Here is a 23,938-nt window from a genome sequence, read left to right as displayed (position 1 = left end):
CCTCGCGCTGTTCATAAGGCTTGCCTTCCGGACGCGGCCCTTTGCTGAATGGCCGGTCGCCGCCTTTGAAGTCGCGCTTCGGCCGCTCGCCTTCGGCAGCTGCCGGCCGGTCGCCGCGCGGCGCATAAGGCTTGCGTGGACCCTCGCGCTGTTCATAAGGCTTGCCTTCCGGACGCGGCCCTTTGCTGAATGGCCGGTCGCCGCCTTTGAAGTCGCGCTTCGGCCGTTCGCCTTCGGCCGCCGCCGGCCGGTCGCCGCGCGGAGCGTAAGGTTTTTTGGCGCCGAAGGACGGCTTGCCGCCCTTGCCGGGAGCGCTATCGCGACCACGCGTCCCTGCCGGCTTCGGGCCGGCCTTGCGCGGGAATTTCTTGTTTTTGTCGTCCATGTGGCCTTTGCTCGTTTGCGCGGGTAGTAACAGGATCGCGCTCTAGTGGCGAGGAGATAATCGGAATGGAAACCGCGTGAAGCGGCAGGATTTCATGGCACTGGCGCTGAAAGAAGCCGAAGCCGCCGCCCAGCGTGGCGAGGTGCCGGTTGGCGCGGTCGTCGTCGGCGGCGATACGGTCGTTGCGAGTGCCGGCAACCGCACCCGCGAGTTTGCCGATCCCACCGCCCATGCCGAGATGCTGGCGATCCGCGAGGCCTGCCGCAAGCTTTCCAGCGAGCGGCTCAGCGGCCACGATCTCTATGTGACGCTGGAGCCGTGCGCCATGTGTGCCGGCGCCATCTCCTTCGCCAGGCTGCGCCGGCTTTATTTCGGCGCTGCCGACGAGAAGGGCGGCGCAGTGGTCAACGGCGTTCGCTTCTTCACGTCACCGACCTGCCACCATGTGCCCGACATCTATCCGGGCATGGCCGAGAACGCAGCAGCAGCATTGCTGAAGGACTTTTTTCGCGAGCGACGCGGAGCCTGATTTTCTGGTCCGGCAGACGGTCCATCCAAGTCAGCCAATCCAGGGCAAGAACGTCTCTGGCGCCGTCAGCCTACCAGGGCAGCCAGTCGAACATGCCGCCGCTCTTACTCTTGGCGGCCGCCTCCCTCTTGAGGCGGCGTTCCTTCTTGTACTCGTCCTCGCCGAGGTCACCCTGCGGCGCGGTGGCGGCGGCAGCGCGGTATTGCACCGGTGGCTCGCTCAGATATCTGCGGGTGGTCGGGTCGCCCTGTTTGCCTTCAGCCCGGCGGCGCATGATTTCCGCGGCGCGGCTCTTGTCCGAATCGGCCGGAGTCCAGGCTGGCGGGTGGCTCGAGCCCGACAGCTTCAGCGCGGCCTTGACCGACGCCGGATCCGTCTGCACGTCATCGATGACCTGCGCCTGGTAGGCCGGGTCGTCCTGATGCAGGGTGGCATCGGCGCGCAGGCGGGCACGGCGCTGCTCCGGCGATTCGGGCCATTCGGCACTCGCCGTCTCGATGCTTTCCTGCGGCGGCGGCAAGACTTCCTTCTGCCCCGGCCCTGGCTTCACCAGTGTGGGGCGCGGCTTGTAGTCGATACTATCCTTGCGCTTGGGTGCGAAGGAAAAAGCCCCGGTGAGGTCGCCGGCAAGCTGCGCGCCCGCGGTCTTGTCTGTCCCGTAAGTGGGCGAGCCCATGCAGCCGGACAAAGCGAGGCCCGATACGACAAGCGGCGCCAGCAGCGCAACGCGCGCGTAAGTTCTCTCGGTCATGCCAAAAAGTCCCACTGTAGACAGCCTCTCGATTGCCGCCGGCCAAAGAAAGGTCCGGTCCCCATCGCCTATGCTCTTCCGACGGAATTCCGGCGACAATTTGTCGTCCGGAGTTTCGCGTGTTTACCTCAACCACTCGTTAAGGGCAACGCGCGGGGGCCGATCGGCCGCCCGCCGTGGCATTTGTGCACCGCCTTAAAGACGGCTCAAAGCCTTCAGCTCATGCAGAACAGCGGCGTCACGGGCCGAAACATCCGGGAATTCCGGATCTGAGCCGACATCGGCGGTGTAGCGCCAGGAGCGCGCGCACTTCACCAGGCCACGGTCCTCCGCCTTCTCGACGACCACGGCGACGCCCTTGACGTCGTCGAGGGTAAAGCTGCCCGCCGACGCCTTGCCGTGCACGATTGCCAGATCGCTGGTGATCGCCATCTCGGCCATATCGACATCGGCGATCGCCGCTTCGAGCACGGCATCGTCGAGGGTAACGACCGGCACCGCTTCCAGCGAAGAGCCGATGACCTTCTGCGCGCGGGCAATTTCCAGCGCGCCGGTGACGACACGGCGAACCTGCCGAACCTTGCGCCACTTCTCCGCCAGCGCTTCGTTCCTCCAGTCCGCCGGGATTTCCGGGAACTGGTCGAGATGCACGGAGACCGCATCCGGATGACGGTCGAGCCAAGCCTCTTCCATGGTGAAGGGCAGCATCGGCGCCAACCATTTCACCAGGCAGTCGAAGAGATGGCGCACCACCTGCACTGAAGCCTTGCGCTTCACGCTGGAAGGCGCTTCGCAGTAAAGCGCGTCCTTGCGGATGTCGAAATAGAAGGCCGACAGCTCTACCACCATGAAGTCGAGCAGCGCGCGGGTGATGCGCTTGAATTCGAACGCGTCGTAGCCCGAGCGTACGACCTCATCGAGTTCAGCGAGCCGGTGCAGCATCAGCCGCTCCAGTTCAGGCATCTTATCCAGCGGCACCTCCTCGCCATCGTCGTGGGCGAGCGTGCCCAGCATCCAGCGGATGGTGTTGCGCAGCTTGCGGTAGGCGTCGATATTGGTCTGCAGCACGTTCTTGCCGAGCCGCTGGTCTTCCCAATAATCGGTCGTCACCACCCACAGCCGCAAGATGTCGGCGCCGGACTGCCTGATGACGTCCTGCGGCACGACGGTGTTGCCGAGCGACTTCGACATTTTCCGCCCCTCCTCATCCATGGTGAAGCCATGGGTGACGACGGTGTCGTAGGGCGCCCTGCCCCTGGTGCCGCAGCTTTCGAGCAGCGAGGAGTGGAACCAGCCGCGATGCTGATCGGAGCCTTCGAGATAGACGTCGGCCGGCCATTTCAGGTCGGGCCGGTCCTCAAGCGTGAAGGCATGCGTCGAGCCTGAATCGAACCAGACATCGAGGATGTCCATGACCTGCTGCCATTTCGAGGCATCGTGATTGCCGAGGAACCGCTCCTTGGCGCCGGCGGCGAACCAGGCGTCGGCGCCTTCTTTCTCGAAGGCGTCCATGATGCGCCGGTTGACTGCCTCGTCGCGCAGCACATTGCCGTCGGCATCGGCAAAGACGGCGATCGGCACACCCCAGGCGCGCTGGCGCGACAGCACCCAGTCGGGGCGCTCCTCGATCATGGCGCGGATGCGGTTCTGGCCGGCGGCGGGCACGAAGCGGGTATCGTCGATGGCTTTCAGGGCGCGGCTGCGCAGCGTCGTGCCGTCGCCAAGTTCCTTGTCCATATAGACGAACCATTGCGGCGTGTTGCGGAAGATGATCGGCTTCTTCGAGCGCCAGGAATGCGGATAGGAGTGCTTCAGGCGGCCGCGCGCGAACAGCGCGTTGCGCTTGATCAGCTCGTCGATGACAGCCTGGTTGGCGTTGCCCTTCTTGCCATTGTCGTCGATGACGCGCGCCGCTCCACCCTCGCGGTCCGGGCCAAAGCCCGGCGCGTCCTTTGTGAAGAAGCCGGCATCGTCGACGGTGAAGGGGATCGCGGTGTCGATGCCACGCTGGCGAAGATCAGAGGCAGCATCCATCCAGGCGTCGAAGTCTTCGCGGCCATGTCCCGGCGCGGTGTGGACGAAACCGGTGCCGGCATCGTCGGTGACGTGATCGCCGGCGAGCATCGGCACGGGGAAATCGTAGCCGCCACCCAGAGCTTTGAGGGGATGCGAAAGCGTAAGGTTTTCAAGCTCTTCGGCGCCAACGCTGCGAAGCCGATTCAGAGTGACCTTGGCCTTCGCGGCAGCGTCGTCCGCAAGCTTCTCGGCAAAGATCAGCTTTTCGCCGGGCTGAGGACCAAAGGCGTTCTCGGCCGCCGTAACCTCGTAGAGACCATAATTGATGCGCGGCGAGTAGTTGACGGCGCGGTTGCCGGGGATCGTCCACGGCGTCGTCGTCCAGATGACGACGTTGGCATCAAGCAGATCGAGCGACGTCTGCGTCAGCTTGGGATCAAGGGCTGGCTGCCCATCCTTGATGTTGATGACCTGGCGAGCGAGGCTGACGACCGGAAACTTCGCCCAGATCGTGTCCGACTCATAGTCCTGGTATTCGACCTCCGCCTCGGCCAGCGCGGTGCGCTCGACCACACTCCACATCACCGGCTTGGAGCCGCGATAGAGCTGGCCGGACATGGCGAATTTCAGCAGCTCGCCGGCGATGCGCGCCTCGGCATGGAAAGCCATCGTCGTATAGGGATTGTCGAAGTCGCCGACGACGCCGAGCCGCTGGAATTCGGAACCCTGCACCTTGATCCAGTGCGCCGCAAACTCACGGCATTCCTGCCGGAACTCGTTGACCGGCACCTCGTCCTTGTTCTTGCCCTTGGCGCGGTACTGCTCCTCGATCTTCCATTCGATCGGCAGGCCGTGGCAATCCCAGCCTGGTACATAGTTCGAGTCATAGCCGCGCATCTGGAACGAGCGGGTGATGACGTCCTTGAGGATCTTGTTCAGTGCGTGGCCGATATGGATGTTGCCATTGGCGTAGGGCGGGCCGTCGTGCAGCACGTATTTTTCGCGGCCGACTGCGTCTTCGCGCAACTTGCGGTAAAGGTCCATGTCCTGCCAGCGCTTGACCAGCAGCGGTTCCTTTTCCGGCAACCCGGCGCGCATCGGGAAATCCGTCTGCGGCAGGTAGAGCGTTTTGGAATAATCGATCGTCTCGGCGGTCTCGGTATCAGTCATTCGTCTGCCATATGCGTTGCCGGCGGCAAAAGAGCCCGGGCGTTGAACTATCATGATCTGGAAAAAGCGCGAGAGGCCGCGCGCAAGATTCCCGGCGGCTCCGGCGGCGGTCAGGCCGCCCGGAGCACCGGGCCTGTAATTCGTAGCGCAGGCGCGAGAAGGCGCGAAAGGCTCGTCATGGCTGGGCTTTTAACCGAGACAGGCGATATTGAAAAGCCCGAACTCTGATGCTTCCTTGCGGAAGGTGCCAATTGCGCATACATTTGTAGGCAAATGGCAAGCAGAATGGCCTGCAGTGCCAAGGAAACAATTCATGTCGGTCGCAGCAAGGGCAATTCGCGCAACACACGACTTTTCCGTCCCTACGGACAAGATCGATCATCTGCGCAGTCTGGGTTTCAGTAGCGAAGAACTCTATCGTATCGTTGCCCCCCGCCGCACGCTGGCGCGTCGCAAGGAACATGCCGAGCCGCTTTCGCCAGCTGAATCCGACCGCGCCCTGCGCCTTGAACGCATCGCCGAGCAGGCGGATCGGGTATTCGGTAGCCATGAGAAAGCCCAGCGTTGGCTGAGAAGCGAGATCATAGCATTGGATGGTGCAAGGCCGATCGATCTCCTTGAGACAGAGACCGGCGCCCACGTCGTTTCCGAAGAGCTTATCCGTATCGACTTTGGCATGCTTGCCTGACGATGCGCATCTGGCGCATCTCCAATTTCGCGGATCTCTCGGGTCGTGGCGGAACGCTCGTTGATGGAAGATGGAACAGGCGCGGAATGCCCATCGTCTATTGCACCGACCACCCTTCGACGGCACTGCTGGAGATACTGGTGCATGCGACGCGCGAAACCGTTCCGGAAACCTACCAGCTTATCGAAATCGACGTTCCGGACGGAATAGAAATGACCGAACCGGTTATCCATGACGGCTGGGACAAGGACATGGAATCAACACGGCGACAGGGCACGGACTTTCTCTCCGCCAATCGTTACGCGCTCATGAAAATTCCTTCGATCATAATGCACAAGGCAAACAACTATCTGCTCAACCCGACCCATGACGATGCGTCACGCATTACGATTGCGGGCCTATACCATTATCCGTTCGACAGCCGTTTGATCAAATGAGCCGACGCCCGCCCGCTCACATCGAGAAATCGAAGCGATAGGTCGTCGACACGCCGATCATGAACTGATCCCTGGAGCCGCGCTCCTTGACCAGGCTGGAATCGGCGGCCGGGCCCATCAGGCGGGAATATTCGCCGAACAGACTGGCCGTCATCGGCTCGGTCACCTTCCAGGTCACTGCGCCGCCCAGGCCCGCCGACTTCACCCCGCCGCCGGGATGATATTCGCTAAGTCCCGAGGCCAGGGACTCCTTGGCATCAACGCCGTAATAGGCGTCGAAATAGTCCGATGAGGCGAACGAAACGCGCGGTCCGGCCGAAATCCTGACGTCGGGCGTCACATCGTAAAAGGCGTCGGCGGCGATGTCGGCGACAAAACCGTTATGGGCGCGAATGCCGTGCCGCAATTCGGCGCGGGCACGCAGCCAATCCAAAGGATAGAATTCGAAGAAGCCGCCAGCCTCGCCGCCCCAGCGCACCGGGTCGAGACCCTTCAATTCGTCGGCGTCACCACCGTCGCGGGAAAACAGGAACTTGCCTGTCAGGCCGGCGCGGACGCCGCCATCGTCGATCAATGCCAATGAAATATTGTCGTTGCGCGAGGTGAAGCGCGCCGCGGGACCAGCCTTGCCGAGCGAGATGATCGGCGAGGCACTGAGCAGGTACTTCTTGCCGCCCTCGAAATTCGGAGCAACCATGCCGGTGGCGCCGACCGTCAGGTACCAGTCTCCGGACAGCCAGCCGAAGGTGCCCTCGCCGGCCTTGGCAACGCCGCAGGTGCCGAGCATGAATGCGGCCAAGATCGTCGGGACAGACCGCATCGTTACTCCATACGTCGAACGCATTGGCCGATACAACCAGCCTTGACTGAAGCCATGGCGCCAGTTCGGTAAAATTTGACTTAATATCCGCAACATTGGCCGCGTTGGCCGGCCTGTTCCGCGTTGCAGTCGATTGTTTGGCGCACCAAGATTCCAGATCAAGTGTTTGGAATACGATAGCAGTTGGCTCGGCAGGGGTTACAAACATTCGCGGACAAACATGCCTGCGCTGTGAAGGGCACGGCGACCGGCGCTCAACCCCGCATTCCAAACCGGCCAAGCGTGAATCATATGCGGCCAAATTTCGAGACCTACTTTAACGTCAGCCGCGCCAGCGGCTTCGGCGAGCCGAGTTGCGTCCGACAACAGCGTCTCGGCCGAACCGGCTTGTATCAGCATTGGGGGAAATCCGCTCAGATCGGCGAACAAGGGCGAGATCAGCGGATCGCGCCGACCAACGCCATTGGGAACATAGGCCGTTGCCAGTTCCTCCAAATACGCCCGGTGGATGATAGGGTCGATTGCGTCCTTGGTTGATAGTGTCGCGCCGGACATCGAAAGGTCCGTCCAGGGCGAAACCAGCCAAAGACATTGCGGCAACGGCTCGCCTGCCGTGCGCAATATACTGACCAGGCACAGAGTGAGGTTGCCGCCCGCACTGTCTCCGCCAACCACGATGCGATCCGACGCGATGCCTTGCCGGCTCAGAAAGCGCCATGCGGTGAGTGCGTCTTCATGTTGCGCAGGGAAAGGATGTTCCGGTGCGCGGCGATAGTCGATCGCGAGGGTGCGCATTCCCATTCCCCGACCTGCCTCGGTCACCATTCGACGATGACTTTTAAGAGAGCCGGAGCAGTAGCCACCACCGTGGAAAAACAGCAGAATCTTGTCCCTGTCACTCCCAGGCGCCAGCGACCACTCTCCCTCGAGGCCATCGAAAACCACATGCTCGCATCGGATGTCCTCCGCGACTGGCCACACCGAACCGACTTCGTCGAGCCGTGCCCGGCGTTCGTCCCAGCGGACCGTTCGAGGCTTTGAGGTCAACAACCTGCGGACGGCGTTGATCTCCGTCAGATCGAGGTGTTCGTCCGCATCGCTCATTTTGCTTCCCTAGCCTCATCAAGCGTAGAAAACGGCATATAGCAGCAGCACACGTCATCGTATAAAGGGCCAATGCCAGCACTGGGAATTTTCGTTACACTTGCGCCGCGGCGAATACACGGGACGACGGGTCGCCCGTAAACCCGCTTGTTATCTTTTAGCACTGGCTCACCCCCCACATGATCGAATCATTCCATCTGGTATTTGGCCGCTTCGGGTCAAAAACGGAGGTCTAGCGGATCGCTCGGGAGTGTGGCGCTCACAGCCTGCTCGCTGGACGGGCAAGGCGATCGGCGCTACCTTCCGGAACAAAGAAGCTAGGCAACCTTGAGGGAAAAGGGCAATGACCGTGCACAGCGATGCCATGAAAGACGCCATTGGCCAGACGCGGGCGAAATGGGGATGGTTCGTCGCGCTCGGGGTGCTGCTGCTTGTCTTCGGCGGCATTGCCTTCGGCAATCTGTTCATCGCAACCGTCGCCTCGGTCTTTGTCGTGGGCTGGCTGATGCTGATGGCCGGCATTGTCGAGATCATCCATGCCTTCGGTGTGAAGACATGGGGCCGCTTCTTCTATTGGCTGCTCAGCGGCCTCCTCTATGCCGTCGCCGGCTTCTTCGCGTTCGACAATCCGGTCCTCGCCTCGACGGTGCTGACCTTCCTCCTGGCGGTCGCGCTTCTTGCCTCAGGCGTGCTCAGGGCCTGGGTCGGCTACAGCCACCGGCCACAGCCCGGCTGGGGCTGGGTGGTCGCGGCCGGCGTCATCAGCGCGCTGGCGGGACTGGTCATCGCCATGGGCTGGCCGGTCAACAGCGTGTGGGTGCTGGGCCTGTTCCTGGCCGTCGACCTGATCTTCCAGGGTTGGAGCTTCATCGCTCTTGGCTTGGCGCTGAAGAGATAAATTCTGGTTGAGCATGATCTTAATCGGAAAACCGGTTCCCACTTTTTTGCTTCGCTGACCTTCGGTTCGGGACCATGCTCTAAAAAGCTATGGCCGCGTCCAGCCCGGAAAGCGGCCTGACGCCGGCGAGCAGTGCCTTCGCCTCGGCCTCGTCACGCTTCATCTGGGCGACCAGCGCGTCAAGCCCGTCGAATCTCACCTCCGAGCGCAGGTAGCCGAAGAAGGACACGGCACAAATCTCGCCGTAGAGGTCGCCGGAAAAGTCGAAGACGAAGGTCTCCAGCAATGGCGCGCCATTGTCGTCGACCGTCGGCCGGCGGCCGAAGCTGGCGACGCCATCGTGAAGCGAACCGTCGGCGCGGCGGAAGCGGACGGCATAAATCCCTTCCTTGAGGGTGGCTTCCGGCGAAAGCCTCATGTTTGCGGTCGGAAAGCCGAGTGTCCGGCCGAGCTGCTGGCCGCCGATCACCTCCGCCTCGACGGTGAAACGGTAGCCGAGCAAACCGGCGGCCTCGGCCACATTGCCCTCGCACAGCAGCGTGCGTATGCGGCTCGACGACACCACCTCGGCGCTTTCGTCACGAAACGCATCCACCAGCGTGACGCCGAAGCCGTGGCGCTCGCCGGCAGCCATCAGATAGGCCGGGCCGCCCTGGCGGTCCTTGCCGAAATGGAAATCGAAGCCGGTGACGGCGTGGCTTATGCCGAGGTTGCGCTCGAGCACGCCGGTGACGAAAGCCTCCGCCGACAAGGAGGCGAACTCGCGTGTGAACGGCTGCTCGACCAGCGCCGCAAAGCCCAGATGCGACAACAGCCGCGCCTTCATCGGCGGCGGCGTCAGCACGAACAACGGCATGTCCGGCCTGAACACCTTTCGCGGATGCGGTACGAAGGTCAGCACCAGGGCGGGTACGCCGCGACGCTCCGCTTCGGCGCGCGCGCGTTCGAGCACCGCCTGGTGGCCGCGGTGGACGCCGTCGAAATTGCCGATAGCCACCACGCCGCCGCGCAGATGGGCCGGCAGCGGTGCGGTTGCGGAAATGCGTTCGAACATGGCCGTCATGGCTTGAACCTATTGCAGCCTGGGAATCACCGCGACCGGCCTGTAGCCATATTTTTCCAGGAAGGCCGCGAGCCTGGCCGGATCCGGCTGCAGCGTCTCACCGTAATCACGGGCATGGATGCCGCCCGATACGTAGAGCACGTCGAAGCCATTGTCGGCCGCGCCCTTGATGTCGGTCATCATGCCGTCGCCGATGGCCAGAACTTGCGAACGCTCGACCGGGCGGCCGAGAATGACGGCGATCTCCTTCATGGCGACATCATAGACCGGCGCGTAGGGTTTGCCGGCGATCAGCGTGCGTCCGCCAAGCTGTGCGTATTCGCGGGCCAAAGCGCCCGCGCACCAGATCATGCGTTCGCCGCGCTCGACGACGATGTCGGGATTGGCGCAAATGAAGGGCAGGTTCCTGGCACGCAGCCGCAGCAGAAGATCGGCATAATCCTCCGGCTTCTCCACCTCGTCATCGAACAGGCCAGTGCAGACCACGCCGGATGCTTCGAACTCCTCGACGAGTTCGACGTCGAGGCCCTCATAGAGCGTGAAATCCCGATCGGCGCCTATGTGGAAGATCTTTCGCGGCCCTTCCGCGATCAGGTCGCGGGTAACGTCGCCGGACGTCACGACACGGTCGTAGGCGGCGGGAGGAACGCCGATGGCGTTCATCTGCGCCACCACGTCGGCGCTGCGACGCGGCGAATTGGTGATCAGCACGACAGGTATTTTCGCCGCGCGAGCAGCGATCAGCGCGGCAGCCGCCGCCGGGAAATGCCATTCGCCGTTGTGCACCACGCCCCAGACGTCGCACAGGATGGCTGAATAGGCTCCCGACAAGTCTGCGAGCGAACCGATGATGTCGGGCGAATCCGCCATGCCGTTGTCCCTGTACCATGATGCTTGCAAGCGCCGCGACCGACGGTCCGCCGCGACCGGCTGGGATTAACCGAAGCGCTTCACCCTGTCACCAGCTTTCATAGCGCCGCAAGATTGTGGCACGGGGACGCCGGCGAGGACGCGAGGTGAAAGCTTTTCTTTTCCAGCGCCTTATCCCCTTTTTTAGAGGCTTTGCCGCGGGAAGCTCGAAGCAGCATTGCCGATTGCGGATGCGTGGTTAACAGGGATTGAAAACCCGTACCGGCCTTGAACGTATTTCAGCAATCGGAAATTTAAAAATGCGTGGCATCGTCCGGGAAAAATGGGGCGGGCGGGAATGCTGAAGGCAATAGTCGGAGAATTCCGACACGACAGACGTGGCAACTACTCGTTAATGACTGCAATCACCATTGTGCCACTGATGGCCGGTCTGGCGCTCAGTGTCGATTACGGGGAGTTGCTGCGCCAAAAGCACGAAACGCTGAACGCCCTTGATGCGGCCGGCCTCGCCGCCGCCCAGCAGATCGTTGCCGGCGCCAGCGACAACGACGTCAAGGCCTACGCCAAGACATTTTTCGAAACCAATCTCGCACGTATCGACCCGGCGAATACAGCGCTGACCGTCACGCTGCCCAACAACAATGCCGGCGGCGGCACCCTGAAGCTCTGCGCCAGCCTCACCTTCCACCCCTATTTTCTACCGGCCGCCAGCCTGCTGATCGGCGGCACGGCAAGTGACACGACCTTCACCGAATGTTCGGAACTCCGCCTCAAGAACACCCTCGAAGTCGCGCTTGTGCTGGATAATTCCGGCTCGATGAGTGATCTCGGCTCCGGCACCGGCGAGAAGCGAATAAACCTGCTGAAGTCGGCCGCCAAGCAGCTTGTCGATACGCTGGCGCTTCAGGCGCAGCAGATGAAGCAGATCACCAAACCGGTGCAGTTTTCTCTCGTGCCGTTTGCGGCCTCGGTCAATGTCGGCCCTACCCACGACCAGGACGGCTGGATGGATCAGGACGGCATGTCCCCGATCCAGCACGAGGATTTCGACTGGACGACGATGAGTGCCGCCAACAATCCGGACAAATATGCCGAGAAGCTCAACGGCGTCTGGTACAAGCGCGGCACCGGCTGGGGCGAGACCAAGGACCAGCCGCTGACGCGTTTCAGCCTCTACGCCGACATGACGGTCGAATCGGGCCGCGAAGAGGTACCCAATTCGAAGCAATATGTCTGCGACACATACAAGAAGAACGGCACCTGCCAGTACGGCCACTGGAGCGCACCGGAATATATCTACACCACAAGCCGCTATGCGAGCTGGCAAGGTTGCGTCGAAGCACGGCCATATCCCTACAATGTCGACGACACCACGCCCGATACAGCCGCGCCGGCCACGCTTTTCGTGCCGATGTTCGCCCCGGATGAGGCTGGCACTCTGTGGCTTGATTTCAACCGTGACGGCATCAACGACGTCATCAGCACGTCCTACAATTACGGCAACAACTGGTGGGCCGATTGGCCCTATGTCGCCGGTCCTACCGCTTCCCAGCGCCAGTCTGACATGCGCAAATATTTCCTGGTAAAACCATACGGTTCGCAATCCGCAGCCGCGGGCGATGGGCCGAATTCCTCCTGCACCACCAACCCGATCACGCCGTTGAAGGACGTCAGCCAGGACGCACAGAAGCAGGAAATCAAGGACGCCATCGACGCCATGGCGCCGAACGGCAACACCAACGTGCCGGAGGGCCTTGCCTGGGGCTGGCGAACTGTATCGAGCAACCCACCGTTCACCGATGGTCGGCCGAACAGCGAGAGGGGCAACGACAAGGTGGTCGTGGTGCTGACCGACGGAGCCAATACCTATAGCGCCGTCAGCGACGGCAGCTACGCCAACAACAGGTCGACCTACGCCTCCTACGGCTACACTGGCCTGACCTATCCGGGATCTGGAAGCGTAACCCGCCTGTTTATGAATACCAGCACCGATATCGGCAAGACCACCTATACCGGTGCCAACTACACGGCAGCACTCGACGAGCAGATGAAAACGCTCTGCGCCAACGCAAAGAATTCGAACATTCTGGTGATGACGGTGGCGCTCGACCTGTCGCCTACGGATGCCGGCGACAAGAAGGCAATCGATGCGCTGAAGGCGTGTTCCTCGGATTCGCGCTTCCGCAAGGATCCGGCGGACCCGAGCAAGCCGGCCAAGCTGTTCTGGAATGCGACGGGCGCGACGCTGTCCGACAATTTCAAGGAAATCGCCAACGAATTGTCGAACCTGCGCATCGTCGGCTGAAGGCGATGGGATTGGCGACTAAGGCAGGGGGGCCCGGCGCGCTGGCGCAAAGGCTCCTGCCGCCATGCCCTTGCGGGTGATGGAAGCATGTGGTGAGTGTCCCCACCGGAGATGCGCTCTTGCCTGAACCCGCCAACCATCTTGCCTTCGCGCTGGTCTGCCTCGGTATGGTGCTGACGCCCGGCCCGAACATGATCTATCTGATCTCGCGCTCGCTGTCGCAAGGGCCGAAGGCCGGACTGATCTCGCTGGGCGGCGTGGCGCTCGGTTTTTTGTTCTACGTGCTGTCGGCGGCGTTCGGCATCACCGCGTTGCTGCTCGCCGTGCCCTTTGCCTATGATGTGCTGCGCCTTGCCGGCGCGCTCTATTTGCTGTGGCTCGCCTGGCAAGCGGTGAAGCCCGGTGGGCGCTCGCCCTTCCAGATCCGCGAACTGCCGAGAGACAGGCCGCGCAAGCTGTTCGCCATGGGCCTGATGACCAACCTGCTCAACCCGAAGGTGGCAGCGCTCTATCTGTCGCTGCTGCCGCAATTCATCAGCCCCGGCAAGGGCCACGTGCTGTCGCAGCTTCTGGTGCTCGGTGCCACACAGGTCGCGATCAGCCTGACCGTCAACGCCATCATCGCGGTGACGGCCGGCTCGATCGCCCTCTTCCTCGCCGGGCGGCCGCTATGGCTGGTGATCCAGCGCTGGATGATGGGCACGGTGCTGACCGCGCTGGCCGTCAAGATGGCAACCGACGCGCAACGCTGATCGGTCCTACATCGGCCGCCGGTCCGGCTGTGCCCGCTCCGGTTCGACCACCCTGCGGTAAAGATGCCAGGTCGCGTGGCCAAGGATGGGCATGACGACGGCAAGCCCGGCAAATAGCGGGATCGAGCCGATGACCAGCAGCACGGCGACCATCAGGCCCCACAGCGCCATCTGCAGCGGGTTTGTCAGAACTGCCCTTGCCGACGTCTCGATTGCCGAGACCGCGCCGACATCGCGGTCGAGCAGCAGCGGAAAGGCGACGACGGTCGTCGCCAGCACGATCGCGGCAAAGGCGAACCCGGCCAGGTTGCCGAGCAGGATCAGCGTCCAGCCCTTGCTGGTCGTCAGCACCTCGCGAATAAAGCCGACAATAGAGGCCGGAGGCTGATTGCCGTACAGGCTGGTATAGATCGATTGCGCGGTGAACAGCCAGAGCAGGAACAGTACCACCAGCATGATACCGATGACCGCAATCGCGGGCAGCGCCGGAGAGTGGCGCACGTCGAGCGCATGCCACCAGGATGTATCCATGCCGAACTCGCGCCGGCGGCTGATTTCGTAAAGGCCGATAGCGGCGAACGGACCGACCAAAGCGAAGCCGGACATCAGCGGATAGATGAGTTGGATGGCGTTCGAGCCCGACGTCCACTGCGTCAGGATCAGGCCGACCACCGGATAGATCAGGCACAGGAACACGTAGTGCGACGGCTTGGCCCAGAAATCCTCTACGCCGAGACGGAGCGCATCGAGCAGATCCTCGGTGCTGATGCGGCGCACCGTGGGCTGTACATGCATTCCACGTGCGTCCGCCATGACATGAAAGCCGGCCATAACTTTTCTCCCGTGGGTCGGGACGGCCGCCGCCAGGATGGCCGCCCGTAGCTGCCACTTCTCGTATAAGCACTATGGTAGTCGATTTAGGGGTGATTGTCGCCAAGTCGATGGTCACGATGGTAAATCCCGGTTATAGATTTCCGACGCCACCATCGACGAGCAGTTCCGTGCCAACGACGAAGCTCGACTCATCCGATGCTAGAAACACCGCCGCCTTGGCGAGTTCCCAGGGTTTGCCCATCCGGCCGATCGGCACTAGCGCGCGTATCTGATCGCCAAGCGCCTTCTCGTCCGCTTCGGGCAGACCCAGCTTGCCCAAGGCCGGCGTCTCGGTCGGCCCGGGGCTGAGGCCATTGACGCGAATACCGCGCTCGATCATCTCACCCGAGAGGGTGCGCGCCAACGACAGGAGGCCAGCCTTGCTGGCGGCGTAGGCGCTACTCTGGGGCAGGCCGATATGGGCACTGACCGAACCGCACAGGATGATCGATGACGGGTTGGAGAACATCGGCAACAGGGCTTGGATCAAAAAGAACGGCCCCTTGAGATTGGTCTGCATCAGACGGTCATAGACCACCTCGTCCCAATCCTGAAGGGGCTGATGCATCACATCGCCGGCGTTGATGTTCAGTATGTCGAGCCGAGGCCAGCACTGCGCGAGTTCGGCGGCAAGCGCACGCTGATCAGCGAGGTTGCCGGCATCATTCCTGATCACCTGCGCCGATCCGCCCAGCTCGCGCTGCGCAGCTTCCAGCCCGGACGGGCTCCTGCCGGTGATTGCCACCGTCGCACCCTCGGCCAGGAACTGGCGCGCGGTTTCGAGACCGATGCCACTGGTTGCCCCGGTAATGAGGGCATATTTGCCTTTCAAGCGACCCATGATTTGGCGACCCATGATTTGCCTTCCCAAAGACGATGAGAATGGCATTGTCGACACGATAGTATGCTTTGTATAGTAGGCACCGAATGGGTACTAAAGGAAATAATTTCATGGCGCAGGCAAAAGCCATCGAGGTAACGCCAGTCGAAGGCGGAAATGGCACTACCGATCGTTGCCCGATGATCGATTTCGTCAATCTGGTTTCGGGAAAATGGGCCATTCCCATTCTTTATCGCCTGATCGTCACCGGTTGTCCGATCCGCTTCGGCGAGCTCCAGAGGGCCGTCGCACCGATTACGCAAAAGGAGCTCACGCGGCAGCTGCGCCTGTTCGAACATCGCGGTCTGGTCTATCGGAGGGTCTATGCCGAGATGCCGCCGCGCGTGGAGTATGAGATAACGCCGCTGGGTAGAACCTTGCGTGGCACGCTGGATTCGCTGGCCGACTGGATGCGTGTCAACGCATCCCACCTGATCACCTGACTAATCGTGCACGGATTGTTTGCCCTGCCCGGCTAAAGCCACAGGCGGTCACCGCGCGGCACCACACTTTGGCGCCGCGCGGCTGAGATGCGTGACAAAAGCTAGGCAGCGAAACGATCGATCACTTCGGCCAGGGGGACATGGCCAAGACAGGCACCCGAACCCGCCGGCTTTTCGCCACCCTCGATGGCCTGCGCGTATCGCACGGCCGGATCGGCTTCGATGCGGCGGCGTAGCGCCGCCAGCCTGGGATAAGCGGCGCCGTCGACCGCCTGGTGGAACTCCGCCCAGCGCGCTACGCCGATCAGCGTGGTATCGGCAAGCGTCGGCCGGTCGCCGACCAGGAAATCCGTGTCGAGGATCATCGCCTCGAGCTGGTCATGGCGGTTGGTAACGACCTTGCGGCCGAAATCACGCAAGGTCGCCAGCAGCACCGGTTCGGCCGATTCCATTTCATAAGCCGCCCAGAGCGGGGTGAAAGCGGCGGTGAAACCGGTGTTCACGAAAGCCATCAGCTGATGCATCCGGTCGCCCTCCGGCGAGCGAGGATCGAAGCTGATACGGCGTTGCGTATCGCGGGCTTCGAGCCAGGCGGCAATCGCCATGGTCTCGGTGAGCACCCTGCCCTCGTCCGTGATCAACACCGGTGTTTCCTGACGACCGTTGATGCTGGCATAGGCGTCGTTCTTCATCTCAGTGAGCATATCGACGCGACACAGGCGGTAGGGTTGTCCGACGCGTTCAAATGCAGCGACAAGCCCCATCGAACTTCCCAGCGGGAAGCCGTAAAGGAGAATAGGTTCCATTTCTTTGTCTCTTCCATGATTTAGGGATTACGCTGCGCAGCGAAACTTGACCCTAAACGCTGGTCGCCCCATGTAAATTACGCACTATTCTGTAACCAGGTCCCCGCCATGAAAGATGTCGTCTCACGCTGCCCGATCGAGGAGACTATGCGTGTGCTCAGCGGTCGCTGGCCCACCTTGCTGCTCTACTACCTCAAGGACGGGACCAAGCGCTTCAGCGATTTGAGGCGTGACAACCCGACAGTTTCGCACCGCATTCTGGCGCTGGAACTGCGCAAGCTGGAGGAAGCCGGGATCGTGCGGCGAACGGCGCGTACCGGCTATCCGCTTCGCGTGGATTACGACCTCACGGAGCCCGGTCTCAAACTTGTGCCGCTCATCGACGCCCTGGGCGATTGGTGGGAAGATACCGAGGACGATCGGGCCGACCGGGCTACATCGACGCCGGAAACCAAACTCGTGGCGGCGGAATAGCCGACCGGCGATCACCGCCGCAAAGAACTGCCGGCGAGAGCCCAGAGCGCTCCAAGCCGTTCATACATTAGATTCCGCAAGACCAAGGCGGCCGGCTATGGGGCGCGCCATTGTGGCCAGCCAAACCGGGACAAGGCACCGCCATCCGGCACCAACTCCTGTAGCATAGCTCGCCAATCCTGATCACCTGATCCGCCGTTCGATCTCGTTGCCCGATCAGATCGGCTTGACCATGCTGGCTGGCTGTCGCTTTCGATCCTGACGTGAACGAAGAGCCTACTTATCCTCTTGAAGTTTCTCCTGAGACTTTGCCATTTGATCGTCCCCAAGTTCCATATTGTGCATCGTTGCAATCAACCATTCATCATGATCCCGCGTCGCCACTACGCTGATTAATCCGCGCCGACGCGGCCATTCGTTTCCCATCGGATCGAGCGCGCCAGTCATGGACCACCGCAGGTCGAGCGTGGCAACATCAGGGCGAACAAGCCTGTTCCGCACGCTTTCGGCGGATAGGTGGCTGTGCTTGAACATCTTCTCAAAAATTGGGGCATGGAACTGCTCGATCTTGTCACGTCCAGTCGCCTGCATCCCGAAGACGTTTGTAAATTCGGCATCTGCCGCGAATACGGCGGCAAAGGCGCGAGCATCGTGACGATTCCAAGCTTCGATCAGCCTGTGCGCGACACTTTCCACCCCTTCAGTTCGGACGTTGCCGGTAGCCATGCTGATCTCCTGTCATATAGTTCGGTTGCCATACTATATGGGCACCATATAAGTTTGAAAAGATGGATAATCAGCCCTACACGCAGTCTCTGCTTCTCTATGCTTATCAATCGTCGGCGAGCGCTTTGGTCCAGGTTCTCCGGGAGAGCGGCCATTCGGCAATCAAGCCCAAACACGGCGCTGTATTCGCCAACATCGACGCAGAAGGAACCCGACCCAGCGTCCTCGCAGAGCGTGCGGGCATTGGCAAAGCATCGATGGGTGAGTTGATCGATGAACTGGAGCGCCTCGGTTATGTTCGGCGTTCGCATGATCCGAACGACAGACGGGCCAAATTAATCGTTGCAACTGACGCGGCGCTTGCGGTGATCCGGACCGTCCACGATTTCAATCAGCGTCTCGAAGACCAATACCGAAGGCTGCTTGGTGCTCAGGCGTACGAATCGCTGCGGTCGTCACTGCAAGCGATATCCCCCAGCGAAAATTTGCAACCGAGGATACCTCGCCAGCGCTCGTGAAGCCGCAAAGGTAGGGCAAAAGAAACTCTCTGTCCGTGAAGGCCTGACTGGGTATCGAGCTCCTGGGAGTATCGAGCCCGAACAGCCGTCTGGGCGAATGCTGCCATCCGAGCAGGCCTGTTTCGATTGAGCGGTGAAATCAATCTGACAAAGTGTCATCGCGTCGAAACCATTCATCACGCATTTTCACGGCCCTGCCCGGCAAAAGCCATGATCGCGGTTATGTCAGGCGGGCATGACCGTTACGAAAATCGAAAATTACGAGGTCCAACCAAGCCTAAGCAGGCGCGTGCTGCTCAGAGCTGCCGGCCTTGGCGCCCTTGCCGGGCTCACCGCCTGCGCAACCGCCGTGCTGCCTACCGGTGAAAGCGCCGGTGTCTCTGCTTCCGCCGCCGGCACGCTGGCCGGCATCCGCGCTTCGGCGGGTCTGGGGCCGCTCGCCCCCGATGCCCGGCTCGAGCAGGCGGCGCTCCAGCAGGCCGGATATATGGCGCGCGGCGGCCGAATGAATCACACCACCGGCTGGGGCAAGGACTTTGCCTCGCGCGTCAAAGACAATGGCATTGCCGGCGCTGCCGCCGAAAATATTGCCGAAGGCCGCTTCGACCAGCAGAAGCTGTTCGATATCTGGGTGCATTCGCCAGGCCACCGCCGCAACATGCTCGACCCGCGCTTCACCCGCTTCGGCCTCGCCTATGTGCGCGACGGCCGCGACAGCACGCTTCGCTACTGGTGCCTTGTGCTCGGCAGATAATTTCCACCATTTGGACGGCGGAAGCCTGCTGGCGACCGATCCGTCAGTCTTTGCGGCCGCCGCCGAGCAATTCCTCGATGTCCTGCGCACAAACCGGCCTGCTGAAATGATAGCCCTGCATTTCGTCGCAATTGTTCCTGCGCAGGAAAGCAACCTGATCATCTGTCTCAACGCCCTCGGCGATGACCCTCAGGTTGAGATTTTGCCCCAATGAAATCACCGCGCTGGCCACAGCCTGATCGTTCTCGTCGGCGGCGAGATCCTTGATGAAGGACTTGTCGATCTTCAGCCGCGCCACGGGAAAGGTCTTGAGTGCACTGAGGCTGGAATAGCCGGTGCCGAAATCATCGATCGAGATCTGGACACCCAGGCTTTGCAGGGCGTTCATGGTGGCGACCGCCAGCTCGATATCCTGCATGATAAGGCTCTCGGTCACCTCCAGCTCGAGATACCTGGCCTCCAGGCCGCTGTCCTTCAGCGCGCTGACGATGCGATCGATCAGGTTGCGCTCCCTGAATTGCCGCGCCGACACATTCACGCAAACGGTCAAGGGCGGCAGTCCTGCGTCTTGCCAGGCTTTGTTCTGCCGGCACGCCTCATGCAGAACCCAGTCGCCGATCGGTACGATCAGACCTGTCTCCTCGGCGGTCGGGATGAACATCGTCGGCATTACCGTGCCAAGCGTTGGGTGGTTCCAGCGTATCAGCGCCTCGACCGCAAAAACCCGACCTGACCGAAGGTCCACCTGCGGTTGGTAGAGCAGCGTGAATTCCGAACGCGCCAAGGCGTTTCGCAACTCTTCCTGAAGCACGAATTTTTCATGCGCCCTGGTGTTGAACTCCGGAGCGTAAAACTGGAAATTATCGCGGCCGAACTCCTTGGCGCGATACATGGCCGCGTCGGCATTTGCCAGCAGCGTATCGGGATCCGTCCCATCCTTGGGATAGTTGGCAATGCCGATGCTGGCCGTCGCCCGCACAAGATGCGCTCCGAGCCGAACCGGTTCGGCGAGTGCAGCCCTGAGCTTTTGCAAGGTCTCGGAAACGAGATCGACGTTCGCCGGCTGGTCGAAAAGCACGACGACGAATTCGTCGCCGCCAAGCCGCACGACGGTATCGGTCGCCCGGACGCAGTCGACCATGCGACTTGCGACGGTCTTCAGAAGCTCGTCGCCGGCATTGTGGCCGAGCGTGTCGTTGACGAATTTGAAATTGTCCAGATCAATGAACACCACCGTCACCCAGCGATCGTATCGCTGCGCGTACAAGACCGCCTGTGAAAGCCGGTCCTCCAACAAGGCGCGATTGGGAAGCCCGGTCAGCACGTCATGATTGGCCATGAAGTGGATCCGGTCTTCGGCCTGTTTGCGTTCGATGGCGATCCCGGCGATGCGCGTGGTGAAATCGATGAGGCGAGTCTCGGCCTTGGTCGGTTCGCGCACCGTCATAGAATACATCGCAAAGACGCCGAGCACGGCGCCCTGATGCGACAGGATCGGCGTCGACCAGCATGAACGCAAACCGTGTGGCCGCGCGAGTTCGCGATAGTCCTGCCAAAGCGGATCCTGCATGATGTCAGCGACAATCACCGGCTCGCGCCGATAGACTGCGGTACCGCAAGACCCTGCCCTTGGGCCTACCGCGGCGCCGTCGACGGCGTCGGTGTAGTCTCTCGCCAGGCTCGGCGCGGCGGCGTGGCGCAAGTGGCTGCCATCCTTGTCGAGCAGCAAGACCGAACCGAATATCCCCGCCAGTTGGGACTCGACCAGACGCATGAGCCGCTCGAGCACGTCTTCGAGGGGAGCGCTCTTTGCGATCATCTCGAGGATATGCGCCTGCCCGTCGCGAAGGATTTCGGCCTGCTTGCGCGCAGTGATGTCACGGGCAATGCCGACGAGGCCGAAAATGTTGTTCTGAACGTTGCGCAACGGCAGTTTCGTAGACAGGAACCATTTGCCGGTGCCTGACGCATCGACGACGAACTCCTCCTCGTCGATCATCGGTTGTCCGTCGCGCATCAGTTGCTGCTCGATGAGGCGAAATTTCTGCGCAAGATCCGGCGCGTGAAGGTCGAAGTCGCTCAGACCGATCATGTCGCTCGTGCTGTCTCGACCGCTGTCGGACGCAATGGCTCGGTTGGCGACGACGAAGCGGCTTTCGGTGTCCTTCACCCACATGTAGTCAGGCACCAGGTCGATGAGCGTCTGCAAGGAGATACGCTCGTCGACGACCAAGCGGTTGGCGCTGAGCTCGCTGATGTCCTCATGCGTGGCCACCCAGCCGCCGTCAGGCATCGGCTGATGGCAGACCTGAATTGTCCGGCCATCGGCGAGCTCGGCTGTCCAGTTCCCCGAAGCCGTGCCCGAATTGACTGCCCGGGCCAACGCCAGATAAGCGTCCGCATTCATTGCCGAGGTTCCGACAGCGACGCGCCGCTCGACGATTTCGCGCAGCGCCGCACCCGGCTGCAATTGCTCCGGGGCAAGGCGATAGATTTCCGCGTAGCGTCGATTGCACAGGATCAGCCGTTCACCGGCATCAAAGAAACAGATGCCTTGCGAGATGTTCTCTATCGCGGTCTGGAACCGCAGTGCCTGGTCCTGAAGTGCCGCAATCGTGGCGCGAAGCTCGCACTCGAGGGCCTCATATGAGGCAGTCGCCAGTTGTGCCAGCGTCGTCAAATTTGCGGATTCGGGCGCGTCGGCGGTTTGCCTGGATGACTTCGTGGCCAAACACAATTCCTCCCGCTGATGCTTGAGGCAAGCAAAGGAGGCTCGCCTTCAACCCAAAAGCGACTGCATATTGGTCCGGATATACTAATGGCAGGTGAACCTGGCTCAACGCCGACGCGACCGGCACGGCAACGGAAACCGTGGCCGGTCGCGGTTGCCGTAAGCCCTGAGGCTTAGTCCATATGCGCGGCAGGCGCCCCACCGGCGGGCGGCGCAGCCTTTGGCTTGCGCAGCAGGAAAACAAACGGGACAGCAAGCAGCGTCATCATCATCAGCAGCTTGAAGTCATTGACGTAGGAGATCATCATCGCCTGGATATTGACCATGCGATCCATCAGCGACAGCGCCGTCGGATCGCCGCCCGCCGCTGCCGGCGATGCCGCCCAGAGGTTGGGATTGAACGGATTGATATAGGCCGAGAGCTCGGCGTGGTTGATCTGCGTGTTGCGTACCAGCAGAACCGTCACCACCGATACGCCGATCGACGAGCCAAGATTGCGCACCAGGCTGAACAGCGCCGTTGCATCGGTGCGGAAACGTGCGTCGAGCGTGGCGAAAGCCACGGTGGACAGCGGCACGAACACCATTCCCATTCCAAGGCCCTGGATGACGCCGGAGCTGAGGATAAGCCAGTTGTCCATCTGCGGCGAAAAGCTCGACATCGTGTAGAGCGATTGCGCGGTCAGCAGGAAGCCGATGACGACGAGGATCCTGGCATCGATCCTGTGCATGATCCGCCCGACGAACAGCATCGCGATCATCGTGCCGACACCGCGCGGCCCCAGGACGACGCCGATGGTGAGGGTCGGATAGCCGAAGATGGTCGACAGCATTGGCGGCAGCAGCGACATGCTCGCCAGGATGAGCACGCCCATGACAAAGATGAACGCCAGCCCGGTGACGAAATTGCGATCGAGGAAGATCTTGGGGTCGATAAAGGGGTGCTCCGCCGTCAACGTATGTATGGTGAATACCCAGAAGCCGGTGATGGAAAGACCAAGCTCGATCCATATCTCGATCGAGGAAAACCAGTCGACCTCGCCGCCGCGATCGAGCATCAGCTGCAGCGCGCCGACACCCAGCGAGAGCATGGTGAAGCCGAAGAAATCGAAGCTGCGCACCCGCCGGGCGACGCTGGGAAGATATGCCGCCATGCCAAGGAAGGCGATGATGCCGACCGGCAGGTTGATGAAGAACACCCAGCGCCAATTGAAATTCTCGGTCAGCCAGCCACCCAGCGTCGGGCCAAGGATTGGTCCCAGCATGATGCCGGCGCCCCAGATGGCCATGGCCTGGCCGTGGCGTTCCCTAGGGTTGATGTCGAGTAGGAAGGTCTGTGACAGCGGCACGATGGCCGCGCCGAACACGCCTTGCATGAGCCGGAACAAAACGATGGTCTCAAGGCTCCAGGCGATGCCGCACAGCATTGAAAAGACGGTGAAACCGACCACGGCCGTCAGGAACAGCTCCTTGCGGCCGAAGCGGTCGGCAAGCCAGCCGGTCACCGGCGTCATGATCGCCGCGGCAACGATGTAGGAGGTCAGCACCCAGTTGATGTTGTCGGGGGAGGCGCCGAGATCGCCGGTCATGGTCGGCAGCGCAACGTTGGCGATCGTCGTGTCGAGCGCCTGCATGATCGTCGCAAGCATGAGCGCAACTGTGATCAGGCCGCGGTGCGGTACTTCGCGAAAGGGTTCTGGGCTGCTCATGACGTAAAACTTCCAGCAGGTAACAAAAACGTGTACATTAGGTTTCCGGACGGCGAGGCCCCGCTGTAGAGAGACCCTCATCGCGGTGGGACGCGAGCATCGATGTGGGGGTTACATCGACTGAGCGTCTCGACAAAGCGGGCGCCTGCCGCCCGGAAACCTGAGGACCGAAGATCCTGCGCGGCGTTGTCTGCTCAGGCAGGCTACAGCGCAGCCCGTCCACGCATTCAACTTTT

23 protein-coding genes and 1 pseudogene are annotated in these 23,938 nt (G+C 61.6%); 11 read left to right on the top strand and 13 right to left on the bottom strand.

Annotated elements, in window-relative coordinates; translation table 11 throughout:
- Positions 1 to 385, bottom strand: a pseudogene (locus NKH41_RS11620) (pseudouridine synthase); the annotation flags it as partial.
- A gap of 76 nt (positions 386 to 461) precedes the next feature.
- Between NKH41_RS11620 and NKH41_RS11615 the strand changes: the two are divergent.
- On the top strand, positions 462 to 914 hold the full coding sequence (locus NKH41_RS11615) for a nucleoside deaminase (protein ID WP_352474534.1): 453 nt from the start codon (positions 462 to 464) through the stop codon (positions 912 to 914).
- Between the two features lie 70 nt (positions 915 to 984).
- Here the strand turns inward: NKH41_RS11615 and NKH41_RS11610 are convergent, their stop codons facing one another.
- Positions 985 to 1,665, bottom strand: coding sequence for a hypothetical protein (locus NKH41_RS11610; RefSeq protein ID WP_352453465.1), 681 nt, complete (start codon positions 1,663 to 1,665; stop codon positions 985 to 987).
- Positions 1,666 to 1,860: 195 nt separating this feature from the next.
- The gene (gene ileS / locus NKH41_RS11605) at positions 1,861 to 4,851 is read right to left on the bottom strand and encodes an isoleucine--tRNA ligase (protein WP_352541588.1); all 2,991 of its coding nucleotides are present in this window, start codon (positions 4,849 to 4,851) and stop codon (positions 1,861 to 1,863) included.
- Between the two features lie 42 nt (positions 4,852 to 4,893).
- On the opposite strand from ileS, the gene NKH41_RS11600 reads away from it, so the two are divergent.
- From NKH41_RS11600 to NKH41_RS11590, 3 genes are all read left to right on the top strand, one after another.
- A complete protein-coding gene (locus tag NKH41_RS11600) occupies positions 4,894 to 5,079 on the top strand; it encodes a hypothetical protein (protein ID WP_352772778.1) in 186 nt (61 codons plus the stop codon).
- Positions 5,080 to 5,164: 85 nt separating this feature from the next.
- Positions 5,165 to 5,539: an Xre family toxin-antitoxin system antitoxin gene (locus NKH41_RS11595; protein ID WP_254817430.1), complete on the top strand. Its 375-nt coding sequence runs from the start codon at positions 5,165 to 5,167 to the stop codon at positions 5,537 to 5,539.
- Between the two features lie 2 nt (positions 5,540 to 5,541).
- A complete protein-coding gene (locus NKH41_RS11590) occupies positions 5,542 to 5,976 on the top strand; it encodes an RES family NAD+ phosphorylase (protein ID WP_352541589.1) in 435 nt (144 codons plus the stop codon).
- Positions 5,977 to 5,992: 16 nt separating this feature from the next.
- On the opposite strand, the gene NKH41_RS11585 is transcribed toward NKH41_RS11590, so the two are convergent.
- Both NKH41_RS11585 and NKH41_RS11580 read right to left on the bottom strand, forming a co-directional pair.
- Positions 5,993 to 6,796, bottom strand: a complete 804-nt coding sequence (locus tag NKH41_RS11585) for a MipA/OmpV family protein (RefSeq protein ID WP_352453469.1) — start codon at positions 6,794 to 6,796, stop codon at positions 5,993 to 5,995.
- A gap of 198 nt (positions 6,797 to 6,994) precedes the next feature.
- A complete protein-coding gene (locus NKH41_RS11580) occupies positions 6,995 to 7,900 on the bottom strand; it encodes an alpha/beta hydrolase (RefSeq protein ID WP_352772782.1) in 906 nt (301 codons plus the stop codon).
- 343 nt (positions 7,901 to 8,243) lie between these two features.
- Here NKH41_RS11580 and NKH41_RS11575 point away from each other — a divergent pair, with 343 nt between their 5' ends.
- The gene (locus NKH41_RS11575) at positions 8,244 to 8,798 is read left to right on the top strand and encodes an HdeD family acid-resistance protein (protein WP_352685523.1); all 555 of its coding nucleotides are present in this window, start codon (positions 8,244 to 8,246) and stop codon (positions 8,796 to 8,798) included.
- Between the two features lie 79 nt (positions 8,799 to 8,877).
- On the opposite strand, the gene NKH41_RS11570 is transcribed toward NKH41_RS11575, so the two are convergent.
- Both NKH41_RS11570 and NKH41_RS11565 read right to left on the bottom strand, forming a co-directional pair.
- Positions 8,878 to 9,861, bottom strand: a complete 984-nt coding sequence (locus tag NKH41_RS11570; RefSeq protein WP_352772785.1) for a bifunctional riboflavin kinase/FAD synthetase — start codon at positions 9,859 to 9,861, stop codon at positions 8,878 to 8,880.
- A 9-nt stretch (positions 9,862 to 9,870) separates the two neighbouring features.
- The gene (locus NKH41_RS11565) at positions 9,871 to 10,731 is read right to left on the bottom strand and encodes a TIGR01459 family HAD-type hydrolase (protein WP_352503369.1); all 861 of its coding nucleotides are present in this window, start codon (positions 10,729 to 10,731) and stop codon (positions 9,871 to 9,873) included.
- A 337-nt stretch (positions 10,732 to 11,068) separates the two neighbouring features.
- Here NKH41_RS11565 and NKH41_RS11560 point away from each other — a divergent pair, with 337 nt between their 5' ends.
- Together NKH41_RS11560 and NKH41_RS11555 are read left to right on the top strand one after the other, a co-directional pair.
- The gene (locus tag NKH41_RS11560; RefSeq protein WP_502895757.1) at positions 11,069 to 13,036 is read left to right on the top strand and encodes a pilus assembly protein TadG-related protein; all 1,968 of its coding nucleotides are present in this window, start codon (positions 11,069 to 11,071) and stop codon (positions 13,034 to 13,036) included.
- A gap of 119 nt (positions 13,037 to 13,155) precedes the next feature.
- Positions 13,156 to 13,788, top strand: coding sequence for a LysE family translocator (locus NKH41_RS11555; RefSeq protein ID WP_352685524.1), 633 nt, complete (start codon positions 13,156 to 13,158; stop codon positions 13,786 to 13,788).
- Between the two features lie 6 nt (positions 13,789 to 13,794).
- Here the strand turns inward: NKH41_RS11555 and NKH41_RS11550 are convergent, their stop codons facing one another.
- Entirely contained in the window at positions 13,795 to 14,619 is an 825-nt protein-coding gene (locus NKH41_RS11550) for a DUF2189 domain-containing protein (RefSeq protein ID WP_352503372.1), read from the bottom strand.
- Positions 14,620 to 14,752: 133 nt separating this feature from the next.
- A complete protein-coding gene (locus tag NKH41_RS11545) occupies positions 14,753 to 15,502 on the bottom strand; it encodes an SDR family oxidoreductase (protein ID WP_352569766.1) in 750 nt (249 codons plus the stop codon).
- Between the two features lie 110 nt (positions 15,503 to 15,612).
- Between NKH41_RS11545 and NKH41_RS11540 the strand changes: the two genes are divergently transcribed.
- Positions 15,613 to 15,984 carry a winged helix-turn-helix transcriptional regulator gene (locus NKH41_RS11540; RefSeq protein ID WP_352503373.1) on the top strand — a complete coding sequence of 124 codons (372 nt, stop codon included), beginning with the start codon at positions 15,613 to 15,615 and terminating at the stop codon, positions 15,982 to 15,984.
- 101 nt (positions 15,985 to 16,085) lie between these two features.
- Here the strand turns inward: NKH41_RS11540 and NKH41_RS11535 are convergent, their stop codons facing one another.
- A complete protein-coding gene (locus NKH41_RS11535; RefSeq protein ID WP_352503374.1) occupies positions 16,086 to 16,790 on the bottom strand; it encodes a glutathione S-transferase family protein in 705 nt (234 codons plus the stop codon).
- Positions 16,791 to 16,898: 108 nt separating this feature from the next.
- On the opposite strand from NKH41_RS11535, the gene NKH41_RS11530 reads away from it, so the two are divergent.
- Positions 16,899 to 17,264, top strand: a complete 366-nt coding sequence (locus NKH41_RS11530) for a winged helix-turn-helix transcriptional regulator (RefSeq protein ID WP_352474516.1) — start codon at positions 16,899 to 16,901, stop codon at positions 17,262 to 17,264.
- A 276-nt stretch (positions 17,265 to 17,540) separates the two neighbouring features.
- On the opposite strand, the gene NKH41_RS11525 is transcribed toward NKH41_RS11530, so the two are convergent.
- Positions 17,541 to 17,990, bottom strand: coding sequence for an SgcJ/EcaC family oxidoreductase (locus tag NKH41_RS11525; RefSeq protein WP_254817420.1), 450 nt, complete (start codon positions 17,988 to 17,990; stop codon positions 17,541 to 17,543).
- Positions 17,991 to 18,052: 62 nt separating this feature from the next.
- Here NKH41_RS11525 and NKH41_RS11520 point away from each other — a divergent pair, with 62 nt between their 5' ends.
- Positions 18,053 to 18,508: a MarR family winged helix-turn-helix transcriptional regulator gene (locus NKH41_RS11520; protein WP_352453713.1), complete on the top strand. Its 456-nt coding sequence runs from the start codon at positions 18,053 to 18,055 to the stop codon at positions 18,506 to 18,508.
- Between the two features lie 235 nt (positions 18,509 to 18,743).
- Positions 18,744 to 19,262, top strand: coding sequence for a CAP domain-containing protein (locus tag NKH41_RS11515; RefSeq protein WP_352541602.1), 519 nt, complete (start codon positions 18,744 to 18,746; stop codon positions 19,260 to 19,262).
- Positions 19,263 to 19,305: 43 nt separating this feature from the next.
- Here NKH41_RS11515 and NKH41_RS11510 read toward each other — a convergent pair whose 3' ends face one another.
- Positions 19,306 to 21,993, bottom strand: coding sequence for an EAL domain-containing protein (locus NKH41_RS11510; RefSeq protein WP_352772795.1), 2,688 nt, complete (start codon positions 21,991 to 21,993; stop codon positions 19,306 to 19,308).
- 173 nt (positions 21,994 to 22,166) lie between these two features.
- Positions 22,167 to 23,702, bottom strand: a complete 1,536-nt coding sequence (locus NKH41_RS11505; protein ID WP_023674328.1) for a DHA2 family efflux MFS transporter permease subunit — start codon at positions 23,700 to 23,702, stop codon at positions 22,167 to 22,169.
- Positions 23,703 to 23,938: the final 236 nt, after the last annotated feature.

The organism is Mesorhizobium sp. M1169 (assembly GCF_040318345.1).
Taxonomy (GTDB): Bacteria; Pseudomonadota; Alphaproteobacteria; order Rhizobiales; family Rhizobiaceae; genus Mesorhizobium.
The sequence above is the reverse complement of the archived record's forward strand: the minus strand, read 5'-3'. Positions and strand labels throughout refer to the sequence as shown.